Below are 24224 nucleotides of genomic sequence, written 5' to 3' on the forward strand. Positions count from 1 at the left end.
CCTTTCTAGATTTGTGTACTTTTATCATAGAATGCTTTTAATGTTTTTTCGTTATGCTCACCTAGCAAAGGTGCGCTTGTACGAATCGACCAAGGTGTTTTCGACATTCGGAACGGTGCGCCTGGTTGCTTCATAATGCCAAGTTCTGAATGATTGACCTCGACGAAAAATTCACGTTCTACATACTGATCTAAAGAAAGTAAGTCTTCAAAAGTTGGAACAAGCGTTACAGGTACACGCCATTCATTGCCTAAAGCAAGCACTTCTTCAGTCGTATGCTCCATTAAAAACGCATCAAGGCGCTCTTGAAAAATGTCCTTATGAATTAATCGTTGCGGTAACGTTGTAAAACGCTCATCTTCTACCCAATCATACGCCTCAATCATAAAGCAGAATCCTTGCCAATGTTGCCCTGTTAGAACACTTATGCCGACATGCCCATCCTTACATTGTTCAATACCTGGCAGCATGACATAACGTCCCTCATACTTAAAAACACTTGTCGGATAAGAGTTTTGAACAGTTGGATAGGAACGCTGTAATAAGCCCATTTCCGCAATGGATATATCTAAATGCGCACCTATTCCCGATACACGTGCCGCTCGACATGCCGCTAGCGCCGATGATGCTGCAAACGTACCTGTAATGTACTCTAAAATACGTAATTGTCCTGCTGCACGTACTGGCTCTCGATGTGGCTCACCAACTGAGGATAAGAAACCGCTCATTGCCTGCGTAATAATCTCCGTTGCCTTATAATGTGCAAATTCTCCCTGTTGCCCAAAGTTTGAAATCGATACCATGACAAGCTTAGGGTTGATGGCCTTTAACGTTTCATAATCTAAGCCTAGCCGCTTCATCACACCTGGTGCAAAGTTTTCAACAAGTAAATCCATACCCTTTACTAACTGCTTGATAATACGAATACTTTGCTCGGATTTTAAATCGAGTGTAATACTTTGTTTATTATTATTTAAATAAGCAAATAAACCACTCGCATTTAAATTTTCTTCATTATTTTTAAAAGGGCCAGCTGCTCTTGATGGATCACCCGTTTCAGGACGTTCAACTTTAATAACTTCCGCTCCATAATCCGCCAATATTTTTGTACAATAGGGTCCCGCAATATGCCAGGATAAATCAAGTACTTTTAGATGTGTTAACGCTGAATTCGTCATCTACTCCCCCCTTACATACTAGATACTTTTGAAGGTTCTTCTGGCTTTATGGACAACCATTCACCTAGATTACGCAGATGAACTTCTGACGTACCAAATTCTAGTTGTTGCCCTTTGAAGCGACGGTAACAAAACTGTAGTGGATAGTCATAATCAATTCCCATCCCACCGTGTAGTTGATGTGCACCAGTCACTACTTTTTGTCCTTCTTGACTTAGCCAAGCTTTTGCAATGGCTACTTCTGTTGTCGCATCTTTGCCTTCTATTAATCTTGAAAAGGCATGAAAGGCTGCTAGACGACCTCCCTCAACAATTGTTAACATATCCGACATTCGATGTTGAACCGCTTGGAACGAACCGATTGGCACATTAAATTGATGACGCTCCTTAACATAATCGGATGTAATATCAACTGCTCGACTAAGTACGCCAGTCATTTCAATAGATTTTAATGCTGTCGCAAACGTTAGCATGTCACTAGCTACTTGGAATCCTTCTCCAACATTACCTACGATTTGCTCAGCACTTACTTCTACTTGATTGAACTGCACTTCACATAAACCGTCTGCACTAATCGTTGGAATGTCTTTCACTTCAATTCCTTTTGTAGCCATATCAATAAGGAAAACTGTCAACCCTTCCTCTGTACCAACAGCACCCTGATCTGTACGTGCTACGACAAATAACTTTTCAACTGACTGTGCAAAAGGAACAAATAACTTCGTACCATTTAGCACATATTTATCTCCAGCAAAAACCGCTTCTAGCGACAGATGCTCCAATTTGTTATGGGCATGTGGCTCTGCAATGGCATAGCTTACTTTCTGTTCTCCATTTGCAAATGCCGGTAGCCAACTTTCTTTTTGTGTCTCCGTACCATGTGTGAGCACTGGCATTACACCACTCACGATTGTTGATAAGAAAGGTCCTTGGAATAAGCCCCAACCCGCTTCCTCCATGACAATCGCTAAATCTAAAAAGTCTCCACCAAAACCACCATATTGCTCTGGTACAACAAGACCGACAAAGCCTAGCTCCACCAGTTCGTTATAAAGCTTTTCTGAATAATGATGTGGATTTTTTTCAAAGGCGCGTAATTCCTCCAGCCCACACTTCTCTTTAAAAAACTTCCGAGCTGTTTGCTTAAACTCCTTTTGAATATCATTTAAATGAAAATCCATTACGAACCCTCCTCATATTTTTTAAATTTAATAAGCGATACGTCTTCGTATACCTGATCGTCTACGACTACTTCTACAGCCATACCGATTGCCATTTCATCTGGAGCAGCATCCAGCATATTGCCGACAATTCTTGCCCCATTTTCTAATTCAACTAACACAACTTCATACGGTGTTTGAAACCCTGGGTGTACCGAACGGTGATACACAACATAAGAATAGATTTTTCCTTTTGTAGGTGCCTCTACCCATTCCAATTCGAAACTGTGACAGTTATAACAAACAGGACGCGGGGGATGTAACACCGTACCGCACTTGCAACATTGTTGAAAATGCAATTTCTTTGTTTCCTGAAGCTTTTGCCAAAACATTTCCGTATCTTCATTCATATTTGGCTTTGGTGTCCCAATACCCGTATATTGCACCATATTGTTTTACCCCTTCCTTAAAATGAGCCCACTAGTTGGTACACCTAAACCACCTGTAACAAGCACATTTTCCACGTTATCAATTTGTGTTGTGGATGTTCCACGAATTTGCCTCACACCTTCTGTAATTAAATTCATTCCATGTAAATAACCTTCCGACATTAAGCCACCCGCTGTGTTAATCGGTAACTCGCCGTGACGATTAATTCTAGTGCCACCTTCACAATACGCAACCCCCTCACCTCGACTTACAAAGCCAAGTGCTTCTAGTTGCATCGGAATTAATGGACTGAATGCATCATAAAACTGAGCCACATCAATATCCTGAGGTGTAATGCCAGCTTGTTGGAATAATTTTTTACCGTACGCTTCTACTTCATGTAAAAACGTAATTTCATCGCGGTAATAACTCGTCATTACTTCTCCGTTTGTAGACATCCCTTGGCTAGCTCCAGCTATAATTACTGGCTTTTGTTTTAATGCTTTAGCACGCTCTGGCGTTGTTACAATGACTGCTATTGCACCGTCCGTACTTAGACAACAATCATGTCGACGCAATGGCTCGACATTGATAGGTGATGCCAAGTATTCCTCCATCGTCATTTTGCGATTATAAAAGATTGCATTCGGATTGCGATTTGCATTTTCGCGATTTACTAAAGGTGCCCACGCTAGCTGTCCATCCTTTATGCCATATTCATGAATATAACGGTTGGCAAACATCGCTACCCATGACACAGGTGTTAATAAGCCATACGGATGATACATGCCCATGTGCAAATCTCCACTTACACGTGTTGGCTCGAAATCGCCATAACGCATCGGACCAGATGCATCACGAATAGAACGCACACAAACTACGTAGTTCGCCATACCAGATGCGACAGCAGCTGCTGCACTTGCCACTGTTCCACAACTCGCACCACCACCATACGGAATTTGGTTGAAGTAACTTAAGTTTGGAATCCCAAGTGCCCGTACAATATCAATTTGCGTAGCACTATCCATCGTATAATTGACCATGCCATCGATTTCGTTAATAGCTAAACCTGCATCTTCTGCAGCAGCTAGAATCGCTTCAAGTGCCATTCGTAATTCTGTTCTTCCGCAATTTTGACTAAATTCGGTTTGTCCAATTCCTACAATTGCTGCTTTCCCTTGAATCGTTTCCACACCTTTACCCCCTTGGTAATGCTAAGACGCCTTCTCCTAATGCGTGATAGCCTAGATTGTTTTTACCGACAAACTCAATCTCTACTAGACATTCATCGTTATCCTTATATTTCTTTTTCACATGCCCACTAAAGACGAGCGTGTCATTTGGATAGTTGGGTACTGCTAATTTCAACGCAATTTTTTTCAAGGTACTTTCTGGTCCTGCCCAATCAGTTAAGTATTTACCGACAAGTCCGTTCGTCGTTAAAATATTCATAAACACATCATCTGCGCCAGCTGCCTTTGCTGCCAAATGATCGTGATGGACGTTTTCATAATCATGCGTTGCTGCAATCGCACCGCCCACAACGAGTGCTGCTGTTACCTCCCTAGAAGTAGTAGGCAGTTCCGTTCCGACTTCAATAGAATTCCAAGTTATGCTTGCATATGTCGTCGCTTCCATTCCCAATCCTCCTATTCTTGCACTTGCGCTTGATACGATAAGATTGTAAATGACTGCTTACAAACAACCTCATTGCGCTGGTTTAAAAATGTATATAAAAATGTCGAGAAGTAACCTGGACCACGTGCCGTTTGCTTCAAAGGTGAAATCTCTTTCACGGACAACGTATAACTAATGTCATCCCCTATTTTCATTGGCTCAAAATATTCTTGTACTTGTGCAGTAGCAACAATCGAAGAATAGCCATGCTCCTTTAGCAAATCTACTAAATGTTCCATCGAATTTTTTTCGCGCTCAACTTTTGGCCAAAGTGGATTCATCGTATAAACTTGCACCTGTGTCGGTGGTGCGATAATTTCTCCGTAACGTGATGCCTTTGCATAAGCGTCATCACGATACAGTGGATTGGCATCTTCCATCACTTCGCAATAATGGCGAATCATCGGACGGCATACTTCATCAGTGCCTTTTGTCACCTCTGATTCAATGCCGACTAGCGATTGTAGCATTTCTGTTGTTAATGACATGTCTTCGTTCCCTCCTTTGTATTAAGCACGGCGTAACCCTAAACCAAAGCGTGCCACTAAATCTCGTTGTACATCATTGGCACCGCCACCAAATAAAAACACGAGGCGTTTCTTTGCATAATTTTCTGCATCGCCGTTCGCTATTGCCCATTCAGAGCCGTCTCGCACTTGCCCAAACAGCCCCATAATATGCATACAAGAATCAAAGACACGCTGATTGATTTCAGCTGCAAACACTTTATTCATCGAAGGTCTAAATGGTGCTACTTGTTCATTGTCATGTCCCCATGCAGCACGGTAATTGAGTAAACGCAATACTTCTAAATTCATCTTCATTTGTGCAAAATGCTCTTTTACCCATGGACGATCAATGACACGTTCACCATCAATCATTGCTTCTTGAGCAAATGCTAATGTTTCTTCCACCATACGCTCCATGCGCGCATATGTAGAAAGCATTAAACGTTCAAGGGAAAGTTGTGAAGTAATGTATTGCCAGCCTTTATTTTCTTCACCAACAAGCGCCGAAGCAGGTACGCGCACATTTTCATAGTAGGTAACATTCGTTTCTTCACCCATTAATGCCATGGGCGTTACAGAAAATCCTGGGTCTGTCGTTGGCACTAAAAAAATTGAAATGCCCTTATGCTTTGACACTGTTGTATCTGTTCGCGCTGCAAGCCAAATATAATCAGCAATATGTGCGTTTGTCGTGAAAATCTTTTGACCGTTGATGACATAATCATCACCATCGCGAACGGCTGTTGTTTCTAATGCAGCTAGGTCAGTACCTGCTTGCGGTTCTGAATAGCCAATCGCTATCTCCACTTCACCTTTTAATATTTTTGGTAGAAAATAATTTTTTTGTTCCTCAGTCCCTAATTTCATTAACGTTGGACCGACTGTTTCTAGCGTAATGAAAGGAATATTGATACCTGTGCGATCTATTTCCTCGATGAAAATATATTGCTCAAGCGGTGTAAGGCCTTGCCCACCATACTCCTTTGGCCACCCAACACCGAGCCAGCCATCATCACCAAGCTTTTTAATGTACGCCTTCCAGATTGGCCCCCCTTCTGGTGTTACTTTCAACTCCTCAATTAACTCCTCTGTTATTTGCTCCGCTAAGTACTCCCGAATGGTCTTCCGTAACAACTCTTGTTTTGCTGTTAATTCAAATTTCATCGACTCCATCACCTTTCTGTTTTTATTCCACTAAGTTAGTAGTATATTGATCACGTAAATCACGCTTTAATATCTTTCCTGATGATGTACGTGGTAATTCCGTTGCAAATTCTATTATTCTAGGACATTTAAAACTAGCGAGTCGCTCTCGACAATATGCCGTAATATCCGCAATAGCAGGGGGTGCAAGTTCATTATTTGGAATAACGACAGCTAAAATCTCTTCGCCCCATTCCACACTAGGTACACCAATCACTGCTGCATCAGAAATTTCCGGATGAGCCATAAGCACATTTTCAATTTCCTGCGGTGCAATATTTTCGCCACCACGGATAATCATGTCTGAGTTGCGACCTTTTAAAAATAAATAGCCATCCTCATCTAAGTAACCCATATCTTTTGTGTTGATCCAGCCTTTTATCATCGTTTCTTTCGATTCTTCTGGACGATTCCAGTAACCTTTCATCGCCTTTGCGGTTTTAATGTAAACGTTACCAATTTCATTAGGAGATAACTCATTATGACTGTCATCAAGTATTTTAATGTCTACATTTGGCAATGGCTTTCCTACCGAATGTAAGCGTTCAATCTTGCGTTCAATTTCTTCCGGTGTGCCGACAAGCTTATGGTCATCAGGTCCTAATACAGCAACCGTAGATGTCGTTTCTGTCATCCCAAATGCATTAGCAAAATCAACTGATAAAGGGAACATCTCAATTGCCTGACGAATAATTGGAAATGGCATTGGTGCCGCACCGTAGGATAGGCTTTGTAAACTTGAAAAATCGGTTTGTCCGAAGCGTGGATGATCAATAATACGCTTTAGCATCGTCGGCACTAAAAATGCGTGTGTCACTTGCTCTTGCTCTAACGTATCTAGCCACGTATCTGCTTCAAACTGGCGAATCAATACAATACGGCGACCACCATAAATACAGTTACAAATACTTGTTGCCCCAGCTACATGGTAATTTGGAACACATGTTAACGATGCGCCATTTGGTAAGCCAGTTGCCGCTTCGGTATGCCCCATCACATAATTCGTTAGCTGTGTATAAGTAAGCATGACCCCTTTTGGCAAACTCGTTGTCCCACTCGTATAGAGTAAAATCGCAATATCGTCTTCATATATGTCGGCAAAGTCAATCATCGGCTCAGTATTCGCAATGTACTCTTCATATAATTCGTAACCATATGCGTCATCGCCTATCACAATCGTCTTGTCAATTTTGCACAACGGATTATTTAAAAATTGTTTTATGGATTGTACATAGCGACCCTCAATAAGTAAAACTTTAATCTCGCTATCTCGTAACATATACTCCAACTCTTCCGGCTTAGCACGATAGTTAATCGGTACAATTGTTGCACCTAGTTGAAATGCTGCAAAAAAACTTTCTACCACTTCCGGGCTATTTGTTGAAATAACCCCTACTCGATCCCCATGTTTAACACCATCAGCTGCCAATCGACTAGCCAATGCACCTACACGATGGGCAAGTTGCTCATAACTTAAACGCCTATTAAAAAAAGTTAAAATTTCTTGCTCTGGTGCAATACTTGAGGCAATTGACAATAGCAAATATGCGTTCATTTCACCGCTCCCCCTTTATTGAATATTCAGAATATTATAGTCATTTCGATTATGATAATATATAATTTCGAATATAGCAATAATTCTTCAAAATTTTTTATTTAGAACGGAAAATTAAAAATTGTGGGGTGTTTTTATGAAAGTAAAAAAAGACCGTCGTGCACAGCATTCACGTAACTTAATCAAGCAAACGTATATTTCTTTAGTTCAAGAAAGAGGCTCTACCGTTGTTTCGATTACGGATATCGTCGCTCGTTGTAATATTAATCGCTCTACTTTTTACATGCACTTTCAAACAAAGGAACACTTACAAAATCAAATTGTCTTGGATTTTATTGAAGATATTTGCGGGATTATGGTTCAAAATGCAGAGCCTTCTCCAACTTTCTTTTTTCAATACGGTGTACAACATGCCATTTTTAGCTATGTAGAACAGCACTATGTCGCCTTCCACACATTTTTAACTTTTAGCGATTCTTTTATGAAAAGACTTTCTTCTGAAATCTATAACCAATTTTTAACTTTAGTAACAGACAAGATGCCAGCACCTCAAATTGCTGCCACGTATTATGCCTCCGTCATTACAGGCATGATTTATCATTGGAGTGTTGAAACATATTATCAATATTCCGCACAATTTATAGCGGAAGAAACGACAAAACTTTTCGAGTCAAACATGCTTTGTCAGCATTTAAATAGTTAAAAGTAGAATACTGTCGAAATGTTAGTAAAAATCCATCAAAGCACATGATATTGTTGTTTATACGACATTTTCATAAAATTTGTGGATTGAAATGCGAAAATTATATCTCTTATAATGAGGCTTAATAAATTCTTGCAGAAGGAGATGCATTGGATTGTAAACGCTTTATTATCATTAAGGGGGATGATTAGAAATGGCAAGTACGGAAAACAAACGACAAGATGCGAAGGTTACACGAGCGCAATGGATTCAATTTTTAGCATTAGTTTTCGGGGCATTTGTAGCAATTGAGGCAATGGCATTTCAGGCACCGGCCATTCCGGTAATTTCGCAGCATTTTAAACTACCAACCTATTTAGCTGGCTTAATTTTACTAACTTTTTACGTTGCTTCTGCTACTCTATATCCGATTGTAGGACGGTTAGCAGATCAGTATGGTCGAAAAAAGATGTTGCTCATCGGCATGGTGATTTTCACTATTTCTGAAGTTGCCGCTGCAATAGCGCCAGATTTCACAGTCTTTCTAGTTGCACGAGTATTCCAAGGGATAGCGGTTGGCTTTATTTTACCAATCGCCATTGCTTATATCGGGGTCATTTTCCCACCCGAAAAACGAGGAATGGCATCGGGCATTTTTTCATCCGTACAAGCTATCGCTGCCATGTCAGGCGCGGCAATTGCAGGCTATTTGATATTACAATATGGCTGGCCCATTATTTATTGGATTAGTGCGGCATTAGCGTTTCTTGGCTTGATTGTTGTCTTAATTTTCGTAGAGGAATCGAAGGGAGAAAAGCAATCATCCTTTGATTTCATCGGTCTCATCCTTATCTTTGTGACATCGATAACATTATTGTCTGTATCCACAATCGGCAAAATGTTTGGCTTCTTTTCACCGTATACAATCATTACGTTAGCTGTAGGCTTAGTGGCAATTGTGCTATTGTGGATTTGTGAAAATCGCATGAACAATCCACTAATAGAGCTATCCCTATTGAAAATTAAACTATTTAGTATGGCAGTCGGCATTAACTTGCTTATTGTCGCAACCTTTATGCTATTCATCTATTGCATGAATTTCTTTATCTCCTCACGTCCAGGCGGGGATGCCTCTCAAACAGGATTATTTTACATGTTCCTATACGGGGCATCGTCGATAGGGGGCTTAGTCGTAGGTCGCTTATCAGATAAAATCAATGGCCGTTCCATTTTAATTGCCATTTTCTTTATCCCAACGATTATAATGTTCATCTTTACAATGCTCGACGCCTCAACGCCTTTCAACATTATTGCGGCATTAGCCGTTTGTCTTGGTTTCGTATCTGGAGCCAATACACCAATCTTAATGAAATTTGCCCTAAACGAAGTACCAAAAGAAAAACTAGCGGCAGGCGCAGGCCTATTCTCATTCATCCGTGATTTCGGCACACCATTAGGCTCTGTCTCAGGAATCGTGCTATTCTCCATTTTTAAAGACGCAGCATTTAAAGAAACGTTACTAGCTTCTGCAAGTGAAGCAGGCATTGCAAGCGAGCATTCAGAAGCGCTACTAGCAGCTGGTCAAACAGGTACTGTGGAAAATGGTGCATTAGCTGAACATCTAACATCTTTAGGGGTATCATTCGAGTCCATCTTTACAACAGCAACTGCAGCAGGCCTTACATCCGCTGTCCATACCATCGCCTACATTGCGATGGCACTGTTTGCTACGATTCTGTTGTTATGCTTTCTGATTCCGAAGGCGAAGAAGGCACCTGCACCTGCGGTTATTGCGCAGGAAATGGTCGTTGTGGAGGAGACGGTTTCTTAATAGACTGGGACAAAAGAAAAAGTGTTAGCTTGATGGCGATCAAGCTAACACTTTTATATGTGTGGGTTTACGGGCGATTAAGGGGCTTTTAGTGGCGATTTCTTTAGGTTTACAATAAGGAGCAACCATCGCGGACGCGCGGTTTGTTGCGAAAAAAATGTCCAACAAAGTCTTTAGTGGACTTTGTTGGACATTCTTTTATTTAATTGATTTAGAAATCAAACTTCTTAAATTACTCTAGAATTTCACACATCTTCTCAATAATCCCTCTTATCTTTTCCATTTCCTTATGATCAGGTAACGTTGAATGACTTACAAAATAAATTACTAAACCGTCTACTTGTGACCACCAAAGTCTAACAAAAGCATTAAGCAGATTTCTATCTATTGATGGGATATGTTCAATAATGACGTTTTCAATTATATGAAAGCTGGTACTTGATTTTTTCTTCATTATTTCTTTTAATTGAGGTATTTTAGAAGACTCAAACCAAAATTCAAATTGTATACGTGCAAACTGTAAATTTTCTAAAGTCCAAGTATCAACAATTCCATCCCAAACAGTGATTAATTTTTCAGTTAAAGTAAATTCTTTAGGAAATTCAAAATTTAAAACTTTCCTTTGATCGGTCATTTCTTCCCAATACTCCGCTAGTTGCAAGAAGATTTCCTCTTTGCTTTTAAAATACGTATATATTAATCCTTTACTTATTTCTGCTCTATTAATAATGTCATCTACAGATGTTGCAGAATATCCTTTTTCAGAAAATTCGTTAAGTGCAGCAGCTAAAATCTTCTTTTTTCTTTCTATCTTTTTATCCTCTGATATTTTAGGCATACGAAACTCCCTTAAGTAATACGTTATAAATAAAAACTGACTATTCCGTTTCTATAAAAATATTAACATTGTTCAGAAAAGTTAGTCAACGTTTTTTCCGTTTTTTTCTTTTTTATTTCTTTTTTACCTTTTACAAACATAACAAGTAGTATGAGAGAAATAGTAAAAATACTACATCCTCCTAATAAAAATGCGGTTTGCAAGCTATATTTGTCTATTAATATTCCAGAGATAAGAAAAGACAGAGGTTGTAAACCAACTGACCCCATTAATTGTATACTCATTACTTTACCTAGAATCTCCTGTGGACTATGGAGTTGAAGTAAGGTAATAAAAATAACATTAATACTTCCTATTGCTATACCAGACAAAGCTAGCAAAACACAAATTATTATATATTGTTCTGGTCTTACAATAAATGTCCACAATAAACTGAAAACGATACCCAATATGGATAATGAAAATAACAAATTCATCCGTTTACTAAAAATACCAATTAATGCTGATCCCACAATAGAACCCAACCCTAAAACCGACAGTAAATACCCCAACTCCCTAGTTCCTAAATTTAATTCTTTATCAATCAATACAGGCAGCCCTATTTGTTGCGGACCTGCAACACCTAAATTTAATACTGCGGTGAACAATAATAATATTATCAAAATAGGTGTACTAAAAATAACCTTGTAACCTTTAATACCTTTATCTAGCTGTGCCTTTTTTTCTACTTGTTCAACGTTTTCATCATCATGGTCTAACAGTGTAAATTTGCAAAAGTAGATTAATATTACGGATAAAAACATCATGACACTAATTATTATGTAGTAGTATTTTAGTTGTATAAAACCTAACAATATACCGGCGATTGCTGGCCCAATAAAAATTGTTAATTGGTTAATTAGTTGAATAGCAGCATTAGCTTTTGGTAAATTGTTTTGAGTGATAACTTTAGGAATTATGGAGAATGTTGAAGGTAAAATCACTGCACTGATTCCTCCAAATACACCTGCATAGATCATTAATACTTTTAATGATAAAAGATCCATCTGTTCGATAATTCCCATAGACCCCAACAATAATGTCAGTCCTATAAATCCAAATAACATGATAGTCCTCTCATTATATTTATCTGTTAAAATTCCCGCTAAAGGAAGAATTACTAATCTAGGTATCACCATAACCATTAATACACTAGCTAACATAACTGTTGAATTCGTTATTTCAAGCAACTTGTTTATTTGACCAAGCATATAGAACTGGTTCGTTAAATAAAGAAAAAGTGCTGCAATACCAAAGAAAACAAATGATTTATTAATGCTGAAAAATGCCTTTGACTTTTTTACCTTTTCCAAGAATACTCGTAACATTTCATATCCACTCCTTATTAAAACTGACTGTTTAGTTTTTTAAAATCTAAAAAAATAAATGCATTTTTAAAAAGCATTTCTTGATATCAATGATACTATAATCTTTTTCTTTTTTCTAATTATTTTTAATTGACTGTCTATTATAACATTTTCATACCCTATATATTTAAGAAAAACCCCCTTTTTCAGATTGTTGTTTAGAATGATATGATTTTATGACATTCATTATTCTTAAAATAGCTTTTTAAGTGAAAATCTAATTATGCCCCACTCTTTAATTATGGATTGAAAAGCTGTTATTAAGAAATAGGATAAAAAATGAGGTTGGGACAAAAGAGAAAAAGCGTTAGATTGACTGCGATCAATCTAACACTTTTTTGCTCTCAACGTTGATGTTCGCTGCGGCCGTGCTATCTGCGGGTTTACGGGCTTTATTGTCGATTTCTCTAGGTTTATAGTAAGCCTTAGTGCGTTCTGAGCAGGAGTCATCACCTTCGCAAAATTACATTCGAAACTAATTTATTATCCCTGAACTAATTTCGTTCGAATTTTATTGGATATGAATTCTATCATTAAAATAAGTATAACTAAGCCTATTAAAATCGAACCAACCTCCGACCAGCGATAGGCATTCATCGCAAATATTAATGGTGCACCAATACCTCCTGCCCCCACTAAACCAAGTACGGTTGCATCTCTTAAATTCATATCAAAACGATAAATCACAATCGATAAAAACGATGCCAAAAGCTGAGGCAATATACCAAATCGGATTTTTTCTAACGTTGTGCAACCGATTGATTCCATCGATTCCAGAATGGATATATCTAGATTTTCAATAACGTCTACATATAATTTTGATAGCATTCCAATACTTACAACAGACATCGTAAGGACACCTGCAAACGGGCCAGGTCCCGTTACACGAATAAACATTAACCCATACACAATTGCTGGAATTGTCCGAATCATTATTAATAGCAATCGAACAATAAATGCAATCGGTTTTGACACAATATTAGAAGCAGATAAAAAAGCAATTGGAATGGCTAATACAGACCCAACGATTGTTCCTAAAAATGCAATCGCCATCGTTTCAATTAATAAATATGGAACACCACTTGTCGTATAATTTACTAATAAAGATAAATCAGGTTGCGCAAGACCTAGTAAAATATTTTTAGCAATTGTATATCCATTCGTTGCCAGCTGCTCAACTTTAATTGCTGATAAAGACCATCCAAATAGAAGACACAAAATGAAGATAGTTACTAATTGTGAGACACGACGATTCGGTTCGAGCTCATATTGTTTTTGAATGACATCCATACATAATCTCCTACATTAATTTCTTTCGATAATGTTCACTAATTGTTTCAATAAAAAAGACCGTCACAACTAATAAAAGTAAAATCATGCCGACGTTCGCATAATTTCTCCACCCTAAACTTTCATTTAACAAGAGCCCAATTCCACCGGCACCAACATAGCCTAAAATGGAGGCATAACGTACATTTCCTTCGAAGCAAAATAACGAGACAGATAAATAATTTGGAAGAATCTGAGGTAAAATGGCATAACGAAATGACTGAATGGTTGTTAAGCCCATTGAATGCATTGCCTCATAAGCCTCCATATTCGCATTTTCAATTTGCTCGTAACCTAATTTCCCTACATAGGCAATTGTAAATAAAAAAATCGCCACGGTACCTGCGACTGTCCCTAATCCAAAAACAAAGGTAGCAATTAATGCAGCGATTAAAGTTGGGAGCGTACGTAGTAAACTGAGCAGCAACTTCATTGTTACTGAAAGCCATTTCCACTTCGTAATATTACTTGCAGCAAGGACTGCTAAAGGTAATGCACAAAGAGCTCCAAGTAAAGAACCTAAAAGCGACATTTTAATCGTATCTAGCAGTGGCTGCCAAATGTGGGGAAAATACGTCCAAGTCGGAGGAACCATTTGTTGTAAAATCACAAAAAATTGTCCGATTCGTTTCATAATCGTTGCAACATTAAAGCCTGTGATGACGGCAGAGAAATATGTAAGCAGCAGAATCGCTACTACAACGAAAGGGGTAAGCGTTCGCTTTTCGGTTACGACCTTTCCATTGGGCAGTGTTATTTGTTTAATTGGTAACAACTTTCCAAACATCTACTACGCTACTCCCTTCTTCTACCTGGCCATTATAAATTTGCAGAAGCACTGCATCTGTAACATCCTTTGCCGCTCCATCATATACAATTTCTCCTGCCCGAATACCAATAACGCGCGTGGCATATTCGAGTGCTAATTCCACGTGATGAATATTCATAATAACCGTCATGTTGAGCTCTTTATTAATCCTGCGGAAATCTTCCATTACTTGATGAGCTGTTACTGGGTCTAATGAGGCGACTGGTTCATCGGCTAATATGATTTGCGGATTTTGCGCTAATGTACGTGCCAGTGCCACCCGTTGCTGTTGACCTCCTGACAGTTGGTCTACTCGTACATAGGCTTTATCTAATATGCCTACGCGATCTAATGCCATTAAAGCATCCTTCTTTTGTTGTTCAGTGAAAAGCCCTAGCAACTTTCTCCAAAATGGCATTTCTGGGACGAAAGATACGAGCACATTGTTTATAACAGAAATACGTGTGACTAGATTAAAAGATTGAAAAATCATGCCAATGTTACGTCGAAATTGACGTACGCCTTTCCCCTTCAACGCACGAATGTCCACCTCATTAACCAATAATGTGCCTTCTGTAATTTCATGCATTCGATTGATACAGCGTAATAACGTTGACTTCCCTGCCCCTGAAAGCCCAATAATGGCAACATATTCGCCTTGTTGAATTTGCAAGTTTACATTTTTCAATGCTGAAAAACCATTGGGATATTGTTTTTGTACTTGTTTAAATTCAATCATTTCTTTACTCCATTCTTTGAAAAAATGAGAACATTGCTAGAACGTTCTCATTTTCTCTTGTTATTCGATTGATCATCTGACCATTACTTTGAACCTAACTTTTGAACAATTTCCTGCGCTTTACGCTCATTATCATAGTCTGAATCCTTTGCTGCCTGATATCCTTCATGACTATACACTGCGATAACCTCTTTGCCTTCTTTCGTTTTTCCGATATTAATGAACGCTTGTTGTAATACTTTTTTTAGCTCATCATCCATTATTTCTGAGTTTTTACTTACACTAATTGTGTCATTATAAATCGCAGGCATTACACCGATTAAATCTGTTTCTGCCCAAATATCTGCTTTACGATTATATTCACTTGTCCAAGCGTCTGCGTAATCACGACGAGCATCTGCAAACGTAACAAGTAAATCCGTTTGCTCTGCGGCTAAGCGAGCAAATGCTGTACCATAAGAATCTGCTTGTACAACTTTCGATAAGTCTGTAATCGTTTTATTGAAATTTTCTTGTAGCCAAAGTGCTGGATAAATATAACCTGCCGGTGAAGAAGAAGACATGACATTCCAGTTTGCACCATCTAAATCTTCAAATGTTAATGCTTCACCCTTATTTACTTTCGCAGCAAGTTCTTGCCCTTTCTTCGATGGACCTGCAATTAAAATACCTCGATATGAAATGGCTTGCTCTGTCGTTGCTTCTGTTGGTTCATTTTTATTCCATTCCACAGGGTTATCTGAATCATTATTTAACCCTGCACGTGTTGCTGTTAAAATGACTTCTGCACCATCGTCATAAAGGACATATGTACCTCCTGGAATAAACCCAATATCCGTTGTTCCAGCAGATAATGCTTCTCCCACGGCTTCATAATTTGTCCCTACCGTAATATCGATATTTTTAACGTCATAACCTAAACTTGCTAGCTCTGTTTTTAACAAGTCTTTTAAAGGATCTGTTGCTGTAATAATTTCTTGTGGATCACGAGATGGAACAAATCCAATTGATAATTTTTCTAGCGTTTTGTTACCTGAAGCTGTTTCTGTATCATCTGTTGCATCTGTTGCCCCGTCCGATTCTTGATTTTTGGTTGATGTTTCTCCACACGCTACAAGAAACATAGCAAGCAGAAATGTTGTTGCAAACATACAAAACTTTTTCAAAAGTGTCTCCCCCTCAAAATTATTAAATGCTCAGCTAAAATATAGCAAAGCATTGTTAACCACATATGAAATGTTTGTATTATTCTTTGAGATTTGTAATATATATGTAAATTTCTTTTTTTACTTCATTTTTATCAATTTAAACATCGTATACTATAGCCAATCAAAATTAATTGGAGGTTCTATGGAAACAAAAAAACTGCAATTACTCGTAACAAGTGACATCCATGGCTATCTTTTGCCTACTACCTATCGCCGTACAGTCGAACCTTTAGGATTAGTAAAATTAGCAAGCATTATAGAAGAATTACGAGAACAAAGACCGAGTCTAATAATTGATAATGGTGATTTAATACAAGGTAGTCCACTAGCTTCCTATTACCACGCCAATCACACAGATAGCCCAAATCCAATTATAGAGGTAGCCAATTTCTTAAAATATGATGTAGCGATATTCGGAAATCATGAATTTAATTATGGGCTCCCGTTCTTAAAAAAAGCTGTTACACAATCACAATTTCCATGGCTAAGTGGGAATATTTTTTATGAAGATGGCGCGGCATTTACAAAGCCTTATATTGTAAAAGAATTAGATGGAGTTCGTATTGGTATCATTGGTGTTACAACACATTTTATACCCATTTGGGAAGAGGCATCTCATATTGAGGGCTTAGATTTCCATGATGCATTTGAGAGCGCCAAAATATGGATCTCACATATACGTCAAAATGAACATGTAGATTTGGTGGTGCTATGTTATCACGGTGGTTTTTCACATGATTTATCATCTGGTGAGTTAATAGAACCTTTCACTGGGGAAAATCAAGGTTATCTTATGTGCAAAGAACTTGATTGCGATATTCTTATCACCGGCCATCAACATCGAGAGATTGCTACAAAAGCCTTTGCTAAAACAGTCGTACAACCTGGGACGAAAGGAAATTGCCTTGCTGTCATTACAATTGATTTGGATATACAAGATGGACAAATTATCAACAAGCATCATGAAGCAACGTTACACTACGTGGATGAAACAACACATAACCATCCAAATATAGCATCACTGTTAGACAACATTCATCAACAAACAGAAAACTGGTTGGATCAACCGATAGGGCGCATTGAAGGAAACATGTTATTTACTGATGCCTTTCAAGTACGAATCGATAAACATCCTTATATCGAGTTTATTCAAAATGTACAAATGGCGTCGACCAACACCTCCATTTCATGCACAGCACTATTTCATGATGGATCTGGAGGATTTCCTAACAATGTCACTATGAGACATATTGTAACGAACTATATCTTTCCGAATACATTAAAAGTGTTACGCGTAAAAGGTGAGCAAATTATCCAAGCTCTTGAACAAAATGCGACCTATTTTTCACTAAAAGACGGGGAATTAACAATATCAAAAAGCTTTCTTCATCCGAAAGCACAACCTTATAATTATGATATGTGGGAAGGAATAGACTACACCCTCGATATTCGTCGTCCCTTTGGCGAAAGGGTAACAGAAGTAACTTATCAAGGTAAGCCACTAAATCTCAACACATTCTACGATGTTGTGATGAATAACTATCGTGCTACCGGTGCAGGGAACTTCCCATACTTTGTAGATTGTCCTATTATAAATGATGTTCAAATCGATATGACCGAGTTAATTGCCCGTTATTTTGAAAAGAATCCAATTGTTCAAGCGAAGTGTCGCCGAAATTGGACTATATTATATTGAACTTGGAGTAAGATTTTTCTCTTGATTCGTTATGTAAAATAAAGCATAAACTTTCCGTGAGGGAAATTTATGCTTTAATATTTTTTACTATGTTTACCTTTATGAAGACTGGGAGTCGAACCATCCCTCTTGAATTTCAATTGAAAATGCTTTTTTGTCTATACCTATTGGAGTGAGTCAGTTCCTGCGATCAATCTAACACTTTTCTGCTCTCAACAACGATGTTTCGCTACGGCAGTGCTTTCCACGGGCACACACGTAAGCCGCACCCTCGCTAACGCGCAGATTGCTCACGTCTTACGATGTGTGCGTTCACGCAGGAGTCATCGCCTTCGCTACCCTCAACTATTGTTCTCTTCTAATGTATTATGATTGCTAAGAACATTCTAAATCAGCCAGCTGCTTCAAGTTCCTCAAGAAGTGCAAAAACAAGAGAATATAATTGTGCTAACACTTCGTCAAGTGACTGCTGCTCACTAAATCCATCCAGTGCATCTAACGCAAGATTTACTTCCCAAAGACCGTCTTCCCCAGAAAATGCCGCACTATACGTCATCTTCTCATTTTGCAAATGCGCTTTAAAATACGAATGCAAAAACTCACTGTACTTCTTTTGCAATCGCAGTCCAAACAAAGCACTATACACACCAAACGCCCCATCAAATTCAAGCGCAAACGAATCCACGCGAATCACATCAAAACGTTCAGACGTCACATACATAAATTCATTTGCATGCTCTTTTAAATATTGCACAGGCTTTGTCAAAAACGATGCTGTTTCTTCTGCTACTAACTCTTCAGTTTCCTTATTGCAACGTTCAATCACGTCAAATTGCAAGGAAATCGTTTCTACCGTTGCACTCTCATTTAACAATGCATGCTTTTGAGCATACGACTTTTCTACGTCGATTAATTTAATATTGGCTTGCTCGTTTATTAATGTTTCTATTTGGGTTTTTAACACCTATTATCCAGCTCCATTCGATTGCGTTAAATATTAGTATAGCTTAGGATGGATGGTAATTTGAAGAAATGTATTACTATCTTTGTATTAAAGTGTTTTTTTAAACTGCTATTTATAAAAAATCCCTCCATAGTAACAGTAATATCTTTCTTTTTACCGTCTACTATAGGGGGATATATATCAGTTATTTATCAAGATACCAGTTTTCACCATTTTCAAAGAAAATTTTATCTTGTGCTTCTCTACCTACTGTTTCTTTAATTAATTGAATATCATTATAGGAAAATCGCTCTTTTGCTCGAGTTGAAGGTAAATCACTGCCGAACATAAGGCTGCTCGGATTTTCGCTAAATAATATTGTTATTAATTCACGTATTTCATCACGCTCATATCCCACTCGACCAAAGCCTGTTAAGCGAATTGGAATATTAGCATTAACAATTTTTTTCAACTTATCAACTGAACACTTATGCATCCCAAGATGATCAATTGATACTTTTGATAATGTAAACATTAATTCTTCAATTTCTTTATCAATTGTTTGCAAATTTACATAGAGTTCAGTTTTCCAATTACATAAATTATAAACTCTCTCTGATAGCTCACGAATTTCTTTTGGTAAAGCAGATAGCCCTCTGTAGAGATTAAATCTTATTCCTTTTATTCCGATATCATTTAATTTTAAAATGTCTTCATCTGTTGTATCAAATGGAAGCTGAGTAATACCCACAAAATTATTACCTAATTCTGAAATTGCCTCTTCAAAATAATGCTGATGATACCCTTGAAATGAGCCTGAAACAACGGCGCCACCAGTTAACTCAATCGACATTTCCTTAAGTTCCTGTAAATAATCATCAACTGTATAAAAGTCAGGGACAAACCCTTGATTTTCTACAAGAGGATACTTCGGATCAATAATATGAAAATGAGTGTCAAATATTTTTTGCATAACTACCCCCCTACAGAATAAACATTAAAATCAAAGTTGCGACAACTGCAAACCCTAACCCTAATGGTGTTGCTTTATAAAGCAAATCATTATAAAACTTCTTAGACTCCTCTTCGCTTAAACCACTGTTACCAAGGATTAAACTCCCACCCGTAGAAAATGGCGCTAACGCTGACGATTGGGCACCGATTATAATAGCTACTGCAATTAACGAAGCGCTGTAACCTGTTGAATCTATTATACCAGCAATCATAGGGAACATAAGCGGTGCAACAACACCTAACGTACTACTAAAGATTGACATAACCCCCGCAATGAGTGCCACTGCAATAGGAACAATAAAAGTCGGCATATTATTAATCATAGAAGCTAACAAATCGATTGTTCCTGCTTCTACTGCAACATCAATTAACATTCCAACCCCTGAAACAAGCCATAACGTACTCCAAGGTATTCTTGCCATTACTTCTTTAGGTTTGTCCCCAGCTAATTTTAATATATAGGCAGCGATGGCAAATACAATTGCTAAAAAAGTAATGTCCGTACGTGCGTTAATAAACTGAATAATTTCATTCTCAGGCATGAAATTAGAGAGCATCGGTACTCCTAGTACAATGACCATAAGAAGAATAATTAAAGCAATATTTACTTTTTGTTTTTTTGAAAAAACTTCTGGTTTTTCGATATTCAACACAGTGTTTTGACTATTTTTTCTATCAAAAAACATCAGAATCAGCATGATAAATATTGGATAAATAAATGATACAACAAAAATATCTCTTGTCAGAATATCAGCCTGTTCAGCCACACCTGTTTTGCTTAACAAAGAGTTAAAGAGAACCCCATGCGCACTATACATGAAATTGGCACCAGAAAGGGAACCTAATGAAACGGCGAATGATGCATTTAATTTATTCATCCCTGAAGATTTACATAATGCCATTGCAATCGCACCCATAACTGCTACAGAAGTAAAGAAACCTGCGCCCATTCCTGAAACTAATGCTGTAATGAAATACAAAATTAAAGGCAACCATTTTGTTTGCTTTTGAAATCTATAAAGTAATAATTGAGCTATTTTCTCTAAAGTACCATTGACCACAGCAAAATTAAAAAAGAGCGCCAATGTGAAAATAACTAAAAATAATTTTGTTGGGAATGTTGCCAATAAATCATTAATAGACATCCCCAACACAAAACAACCAATTAAATAAGCGAATGCTAAAGCTACTAAACCAGTATTTATATCAAGTTTTTCACCCATATAGATAGCAATAATTATTGCCAAGATGATTAAAATGGAATAAAACATAATTTCCTCCTTGTCGTCACATGCACATAAAGCGCTTTCAAAATTGATAGACACTCTATTTTAATTTTTTCTTAGTCTAAACTTAATAATGATTTGTATTTATACATGTCTCCACGATAGGAAGAAGCACCTGTTAAAACACAGCCATTTTTTACTTTTAAGTCAACACTTCTATATAAAATTGGGGCACCTTCAGAAATGCCTAGAATTTCGGAAATTTCTTGATTAGCAAGGACTGCTTCTATTTCAATTTCCCCTTCAGTAAGCGCCATCTTAAATTTATTTAAAAATAAATGTGAAAAAGAATAATTCACATATTCCTCATCAGTAATTTGTTCACCGTACTTTTTTAAAAGATAGCGGTTATCAATAACAATTGGGATACCTTCAGAAAGACGTAAGCGTTTCACTTGATAAACTTCCTCTCCAGGCTGTACCCCCAATTTTTCTTCTAATCCTACTGGGCAAGGAACAGATCCTCGATATAGCAACTCCACAGTAAAGTTTTCTAGGTACCACCCTCGAAAAAAAGTATCTAATTTAGCAATATCGGTCTTCAATTTTTCTTTTCGAACAATAAAGGTCCCTTTTCCTTGGATACGTTTTAAAAGACCTTCCTCTACAAGCACTTGAACTGCCTGACGAATCGTCATTCTAGAAACATCAAACATCTTTATTAGTTCATCATCGCTTGCAAACTTTTCATTTCCCTCTTTATACATTTCATCTACTTTTATTCTTAACCTATCTGCAATCTGAACATACTTTGGTATCAGAGAATTATAATTACTCATGCTCACCCTCCTATGAATTAAATTATATTACACCCCATATCATCTATACATCTAGATGACTTGTTTTACATTTTACAGAACCAAAAGTTAAGAATCAACATAATTTTTTGAATTTTTTATTTGTATTTGAGGGGGTTTTTGGAAATAAATACAAAATAGTGGTAATACACCTAAGGAGATAACACTCTAAATAGAAGAATCAAACAAAATCCAAATTGTATCCGTGCAATTTGTTCAGATTTCACTTTTGATTTATACGCTTTATATTTGTTGAATTAACTTAAGCCATCTATATTTAGATGGCTCAAGTTCTGTACTATATTTTAATGCATTATTATTTTGCTAAATTTAACGCTCTATACAAGATTGCAACGAATTGAGCTCTTGTAATAGAATCTTGAGGATTAAATTTCCCATTATCCCCTTGCACGATACCTAATTTTTCTAAACCAGCAACGTATCGATAACTCCAATGATTTTTAGATAAGTCTTCAAAATTACTTTCATCACCTAGTGCAAAATCAAAAGAAATTACAATAATTTTTGCCAATTGTGCGCGAGTTAAAAATTCATCAGGTTTAAATTGACCATTTGTTCCATCGACAATACCTGCTTGTTGAAGTAATAGAATTTCCTTATAGTAAGGATGAGTTGGTAATACATCACTAAATGAAGCATTTTCACGTATTGGTTTTAAATCCAAGGCACGGTTAATCATAATAGCAATATGTTTTCTTAAAATCGGCTCATTTGGACGGAATGTTCCATCTGGATAACCGTTAATAATACCTAAAGCGGCTATTTCTTCAATCATTTCTTTCGACCAATGTGTTGAAACATCTGAAAAATAATTATAGGTAGTCGGCTTTTCTTCTTCTTTGGACTCAACAATTTCTTTACTATTTTCAATCCATTTTGCATACAAGGTCGTTGATACAGTTATCACATCTTTTTCAAAATCCCATTTTACTTTAAATTCAGGGTCTTTATACCACCCTTCAAATAGATAACCTTCTCTCTTGGGATTTTCAGGTTTTATTATATTTTTATTTTTTTCTAAGCTTTGAATACCAATGGCACTTCCACCATTTGTATTAAAAATAATCTTATATTTAATTGGCTCTAATTTAATAGGTGTTGTTGACGTAGCATCGGTATTATTATATATAGGAACATTGTTAATCTCATTCACCGTAACCATAATACTTTCTTCATCTGTTAGCCTTCCGTCACTTACACGCACAATAAACGTATAGCTACCTGGCCCCTGTGCTTCCGTGGGTGTCCAAGTAAATACACCTGTCGTCGCATTGATGCTCGCCCCTTTTGGTGCACCTACTAAACTGTAAGTTAATGTATCGCCATCTGCATCCGTTGCCGATGCTTTGAATGTCAATTGACTCTCCTCATTGACTGTTTTATTACCAATTGCTTGTAACACTGGGGGGCTATTTACTTTACTCACAGTAACCGTAATGCTTTCTTCATCTGTTAATAATCCGTCACTTACACGGACGATAAATGTATAGCTGCCTGGCCCCTGTGCTTTCGTTGGCGTCCAGGTAAATACACCTGTCGTGGCATTTATGCTTGCTCCTGTTGGTGCATTGACTAAGCTATAAGTTAATGTGTTTCCATCTGCATCCGTTGCTGAAGCAGTAAATTTCAGCTGACTATTTTCATTCACTGCTTTATTACCAATTGCTTGTAACACTGGGGCGCTATTTACTTCATTCACCGTAACCGTAATGCTTTCTGAATCTGTTAATAATCCGTCACTTACACGGACGATAAATGTATAGCTGCCTGGCCCCTGTGCTTTCGTTGGCGTCCAGGTAAATACGCCTGTCGTGGCATTAATGCTCGCTCCTGTTGGTGCGCCAACTAAACTGTATGTTAATAGCGCTGAATCCGAATCTGTTGCTGTTGCCATGAATGTCAACAGGCTACCCTC

Annotated in this window: 22 protein-coding genes; 3 read left to right on the top strand and 19 right to left on the bottom strand. The window is 37.6% G+C overall.

Features of this window, described 5'->3' with window-relative positions:
• Positions 1–5: 5 nt before the first annotated feature.
• Genes ACIP9C_RS18060 through ACIP9C_RS18095 form a run of 8 tightly spaced genes read right to left on the bottom strand, consistent with a single transcriptional unit; the run spans position 6 to position 7711 of the window.
• Positions 6–1178 carry a CaiB/BaiF CoA transferase family protein gene (locus tag ACIP9C_RS18060; protein ID WP_401012807.1) on the bottom strand — a complete coding sequence of 391 codons (1173 nt, stop codon included), beginning with the start codon at positions 1176–1178 and terminating at the stop codon, positions 6–8.
• A gap of 11 nt (positions 1179–1189) precedes the next feature.
• Positions 1190–2359, bottom strand: coding sequence for an acyl-CoA dehydrogenase family protein (locus ACIP9C_RS18065; protein ID WP_401012809.1), 1170 nt, complete (start codon positions 2357–2359; stop codon positions 1190–1192).
• The gene (locus ACIP9C_RS18070; RefSeq protein ID WP_401012811.1) at positions 2359–2787 is read right to left on the bottom strand and encodes a Zn-ribbon domain-containing OB-fold protein; all 429 of its coding nucleotides are present in this window, start codon (positions 2785–2787) and stop codon (positions 2359–2361) included. The genes ACIP9C_RS18065 and ACIP9C_RS18070 overlap by 1 nt, the downstream gene beginning before the upstream one ends.
• 6 nt (positions 2788–2793) lie before the next feature.
• Positions 2794–3960, bottom strand: coding sequence for a thiolase C-terminal domain-containing protein (locus ACIP9C_RS18075; protein WP_401012812.1), 1167 nt, complete (start codon positions 3958–3960; stop codon positions 2794–2796).
• A 4-nt stretch (positions 3961–3964) separates the two neighbouring features.
• Positions 3965–4405: a hotdog family protein gene (locus tag ACIP9C_RS18080; RefSeq protein ID WP_401012814.1), complete on the bottom strand. Its 441-nt coding sequence runs from the start codon at positions 4403–4405 to the stop codon at positions 3965–3967.
• Between the two features lie 11 nt (positions 4406–4416).
• A complete protein-coding gene (locus ACIP9C_RS18085) occupies positions 4417–4932 on the bottom strand; it encodes an FAS1-like dehydratase domain-containing protein (protein WP_401012816.1) in 516 nt (171 codons plus the stop codon).
• Between the two features lie 21 nt (positions 4933–4953).
• Positions 4954–6117: an acyl-CoA dehydrogenase family protein gene (locus ACIP9C_RS18090; protein ID WP_401012818.1), complete on the bottom strand. Its 1164-nt coding sequence runs from the start codon at positions 6115–6117 to the stop codon at positions 4954–4956.
• Positions 6118–6139: 22 nt separating this feature from the next.
• Positions 6140–7711: a class I adenylate-forming enzyme family protein gene (locus tag ACIP9C_RS18095; RefSeq protein ID WP_401012820.1), complete on the bottom strand. Its 1572-nt coding sequence runs from the start codon at positions 7709–7711 to the stop codon at positions 6140–6142.
• Positions 7712–7847: 136 nt separating this feature from the next.
• Here ACIP9C_RS18095 and ACIP9C_RS18100 point away from each other — a divergent pair, with 136 nt between their 5' ends.
• Positions 7848–8414, top strand: a complete 567-nt coding sequence (locus ACIP9C_RS18100) for a TetR/AcrR family transcriptional regulator (protein ID WP_401012822.1) — start codon at positions 7848–7850, stop codon at positions 8412–8414.
• Between the two features lie 193 nt (positions 8415–8607).
• Positions 8608–10224: an MFS transporter gene (locus tag ACIP9C_RS18105; protein WP_401012824.1), complete on the top strand. Its 1617-nt coding sequence runs from the start codon at positions 8608–8610 to the stop codon at positions 10222–10224.
• Between the two features lie 232 nt (positions 10225–10456).
• On the opposite strand, the gene ACIP9C_RS18110 is transcribed toward ACIP9C_RS18105, so the two are convergent.
• From ACIP9C_RS18110 to ACIP9C_RS18135, 6 genes are all read right to left on the bottom strand, one after another.
• A complete protein-coding gene (locus tag ACIP9C_RS18110) occupies positions 10457–11062 on the bottom strand; it encodes a TetR/AcrR family transcriptional regulator (protein WP_401012825.1) in 606 nt (201 codons plus the stop codon).
• A gap of 62 nt (positions 11063–11124) precedes the next feature.
• On the bottom strand, positions 11125–12429 hold the full coding sequence (locus ACIP9C_RS18115; RefSeq protein ID WP_401012827.1) for an MFS transporter: 1305 nt from the start codon (positions 12427–12429) through the stop codon (positions 11125–11127).
• A 522-nt stretch (positions 12430–12951) separates the two neighbouring features.
• Positions 12952–13758, bottom strand: coding sequence for a phosphonate ABC transporter, permease protein PhnE (phnE, locus tag ACIP9C_RS18120; protein ID WP_401012828.1), 807 nt, complete (start codon positions 13756–13758; stop codon positions 12952–12954).
• A 10-nt stretch (positions 13759–13768) separates the two neighbouring features.
• The gene (gene phnE / locus ACIP9C_RS18125) at positions 13769–14584 is read right to left on the bottom strand and encodes a phosphonate ABC transporter, permease protein PhnE (protein ID WP_401012830.1); all 816 of its coding nucleotides are present in this window, start codon (positions 14582–14584) and stop codon (positions 13769–13771) included.
• Positions 14559–15344 (bottom strand): phosphonate ABC transporter ATP-binding protein, encoded by a 786-nt coding sequence (gene phnC / locus ACIP9C_RS18130; protein ID WP_401012832.1) that lies wholly within the window; start codon positions 15342–15344, stop codon positions 14559–14561. The genes phnE (ACIP9C_RS18125) and phnC overlap by 26 nt, the downstream gene beginning before the upstream one ends.
• 83 nt (positions 15345–15427) lie before the next feature.
• Entirely contained in the window at positions 15428–16510 is a 1083-nt protein-coding gene (locus ACIP9C_RS18135; RefSeq protein WP_401012834.1) for a phosphate/phosphite/phosphonate ABC transporter substrate-binding protein, read from the bottom strand.
• Positions 16511–16694: 184 nt separating this feature from the next.
• On the opposite strand from ACIP9C_RS18135, the gene ACIP9C_RS18140 reads away from it, so the two are divergent.
• Positions 16695–18248, top strand: coding sequence for a bifunctional metallophosphatase/5'-nucleotidase (locus ACIP9C_RS18140; RefSeq protein ID WP_401012836.1), 1554 nt, complete (start codon positions 16695–16697; stop codon positions 18246–18248).
• A gap of 391 nt (positions 18249–18639) precedes the next feature.
• On the opposite strand, the gene ACIP9C_RS18145 is transcribed toward ACIP9C_RS18140, so the two are convergent.
• The 5 genes from ACIP9C_RS18145 to ACIP9C_RS18165 form a co-directional block, all read right to left on the bottom strand.
• A complete protein-coding gene (locus tag ACIP9C_RS18145; protein WP_401012838.1) occupies positions 18640–19212 on the bottom strand; it encodes a hypothetical protein in 573 nt (190 codons plus the stop codon).
• A 184-nt stretch (positions 19213–19396) separates the two neighbouring features.
• Positions 19397–20164 carry an amidohydrolase family protein gene (locus tag ACIP9C_RS18150; protein ID WP_401012840.1) on the bottom strand — a complete coding sequence of 256 codons (768 nt, stop codon included), beginning with the start codon at positions 20162–20164 and terminating at the stop codon, positions 19397–19399.
• A 10-nt stretch (positions 20165–20174) separates the two neighbouring features.
• Positions 20175–21476 (bottom strand): SLC13 family permease, encoded by a 1302-nt coding sequence (locus ACIP9C_RS18155; RefSeq protein WP_401012842.1) that lies wholly within the window; start codon positions 21474–21476, stop codon positions 20175–20177.
• Positions 21477–21547: 71 nt separating this feature from the next.
• Entirely contained in the window at positions 21548–22270 is a 723-nt protein-coding gene (locus ACIP9C_RS18160) for a GntR family transcriptional regulator (RefSeq protein WP_401012844.1), read from the bottom strand.
• Between the two features lie 334 nt (positions 22271–22604).
• On the bottom strand, positions 22605–24224 hold a 1620-nt coding region (locus ACIP9C_RS18165; protein ID WP_401012846.1), incomplete at its 5' end, for an S-layer homology domain-containing protein.

The sequence above is a fragment of the Lysinibacillus sp. NPDC093210 genome (genome assembly GCF_044753985.1).
Classification (GTDB): Bacteria; Bacillota; Bacilli; order Bacillales_A; family Planococcaceae; genus Lysinibacillus.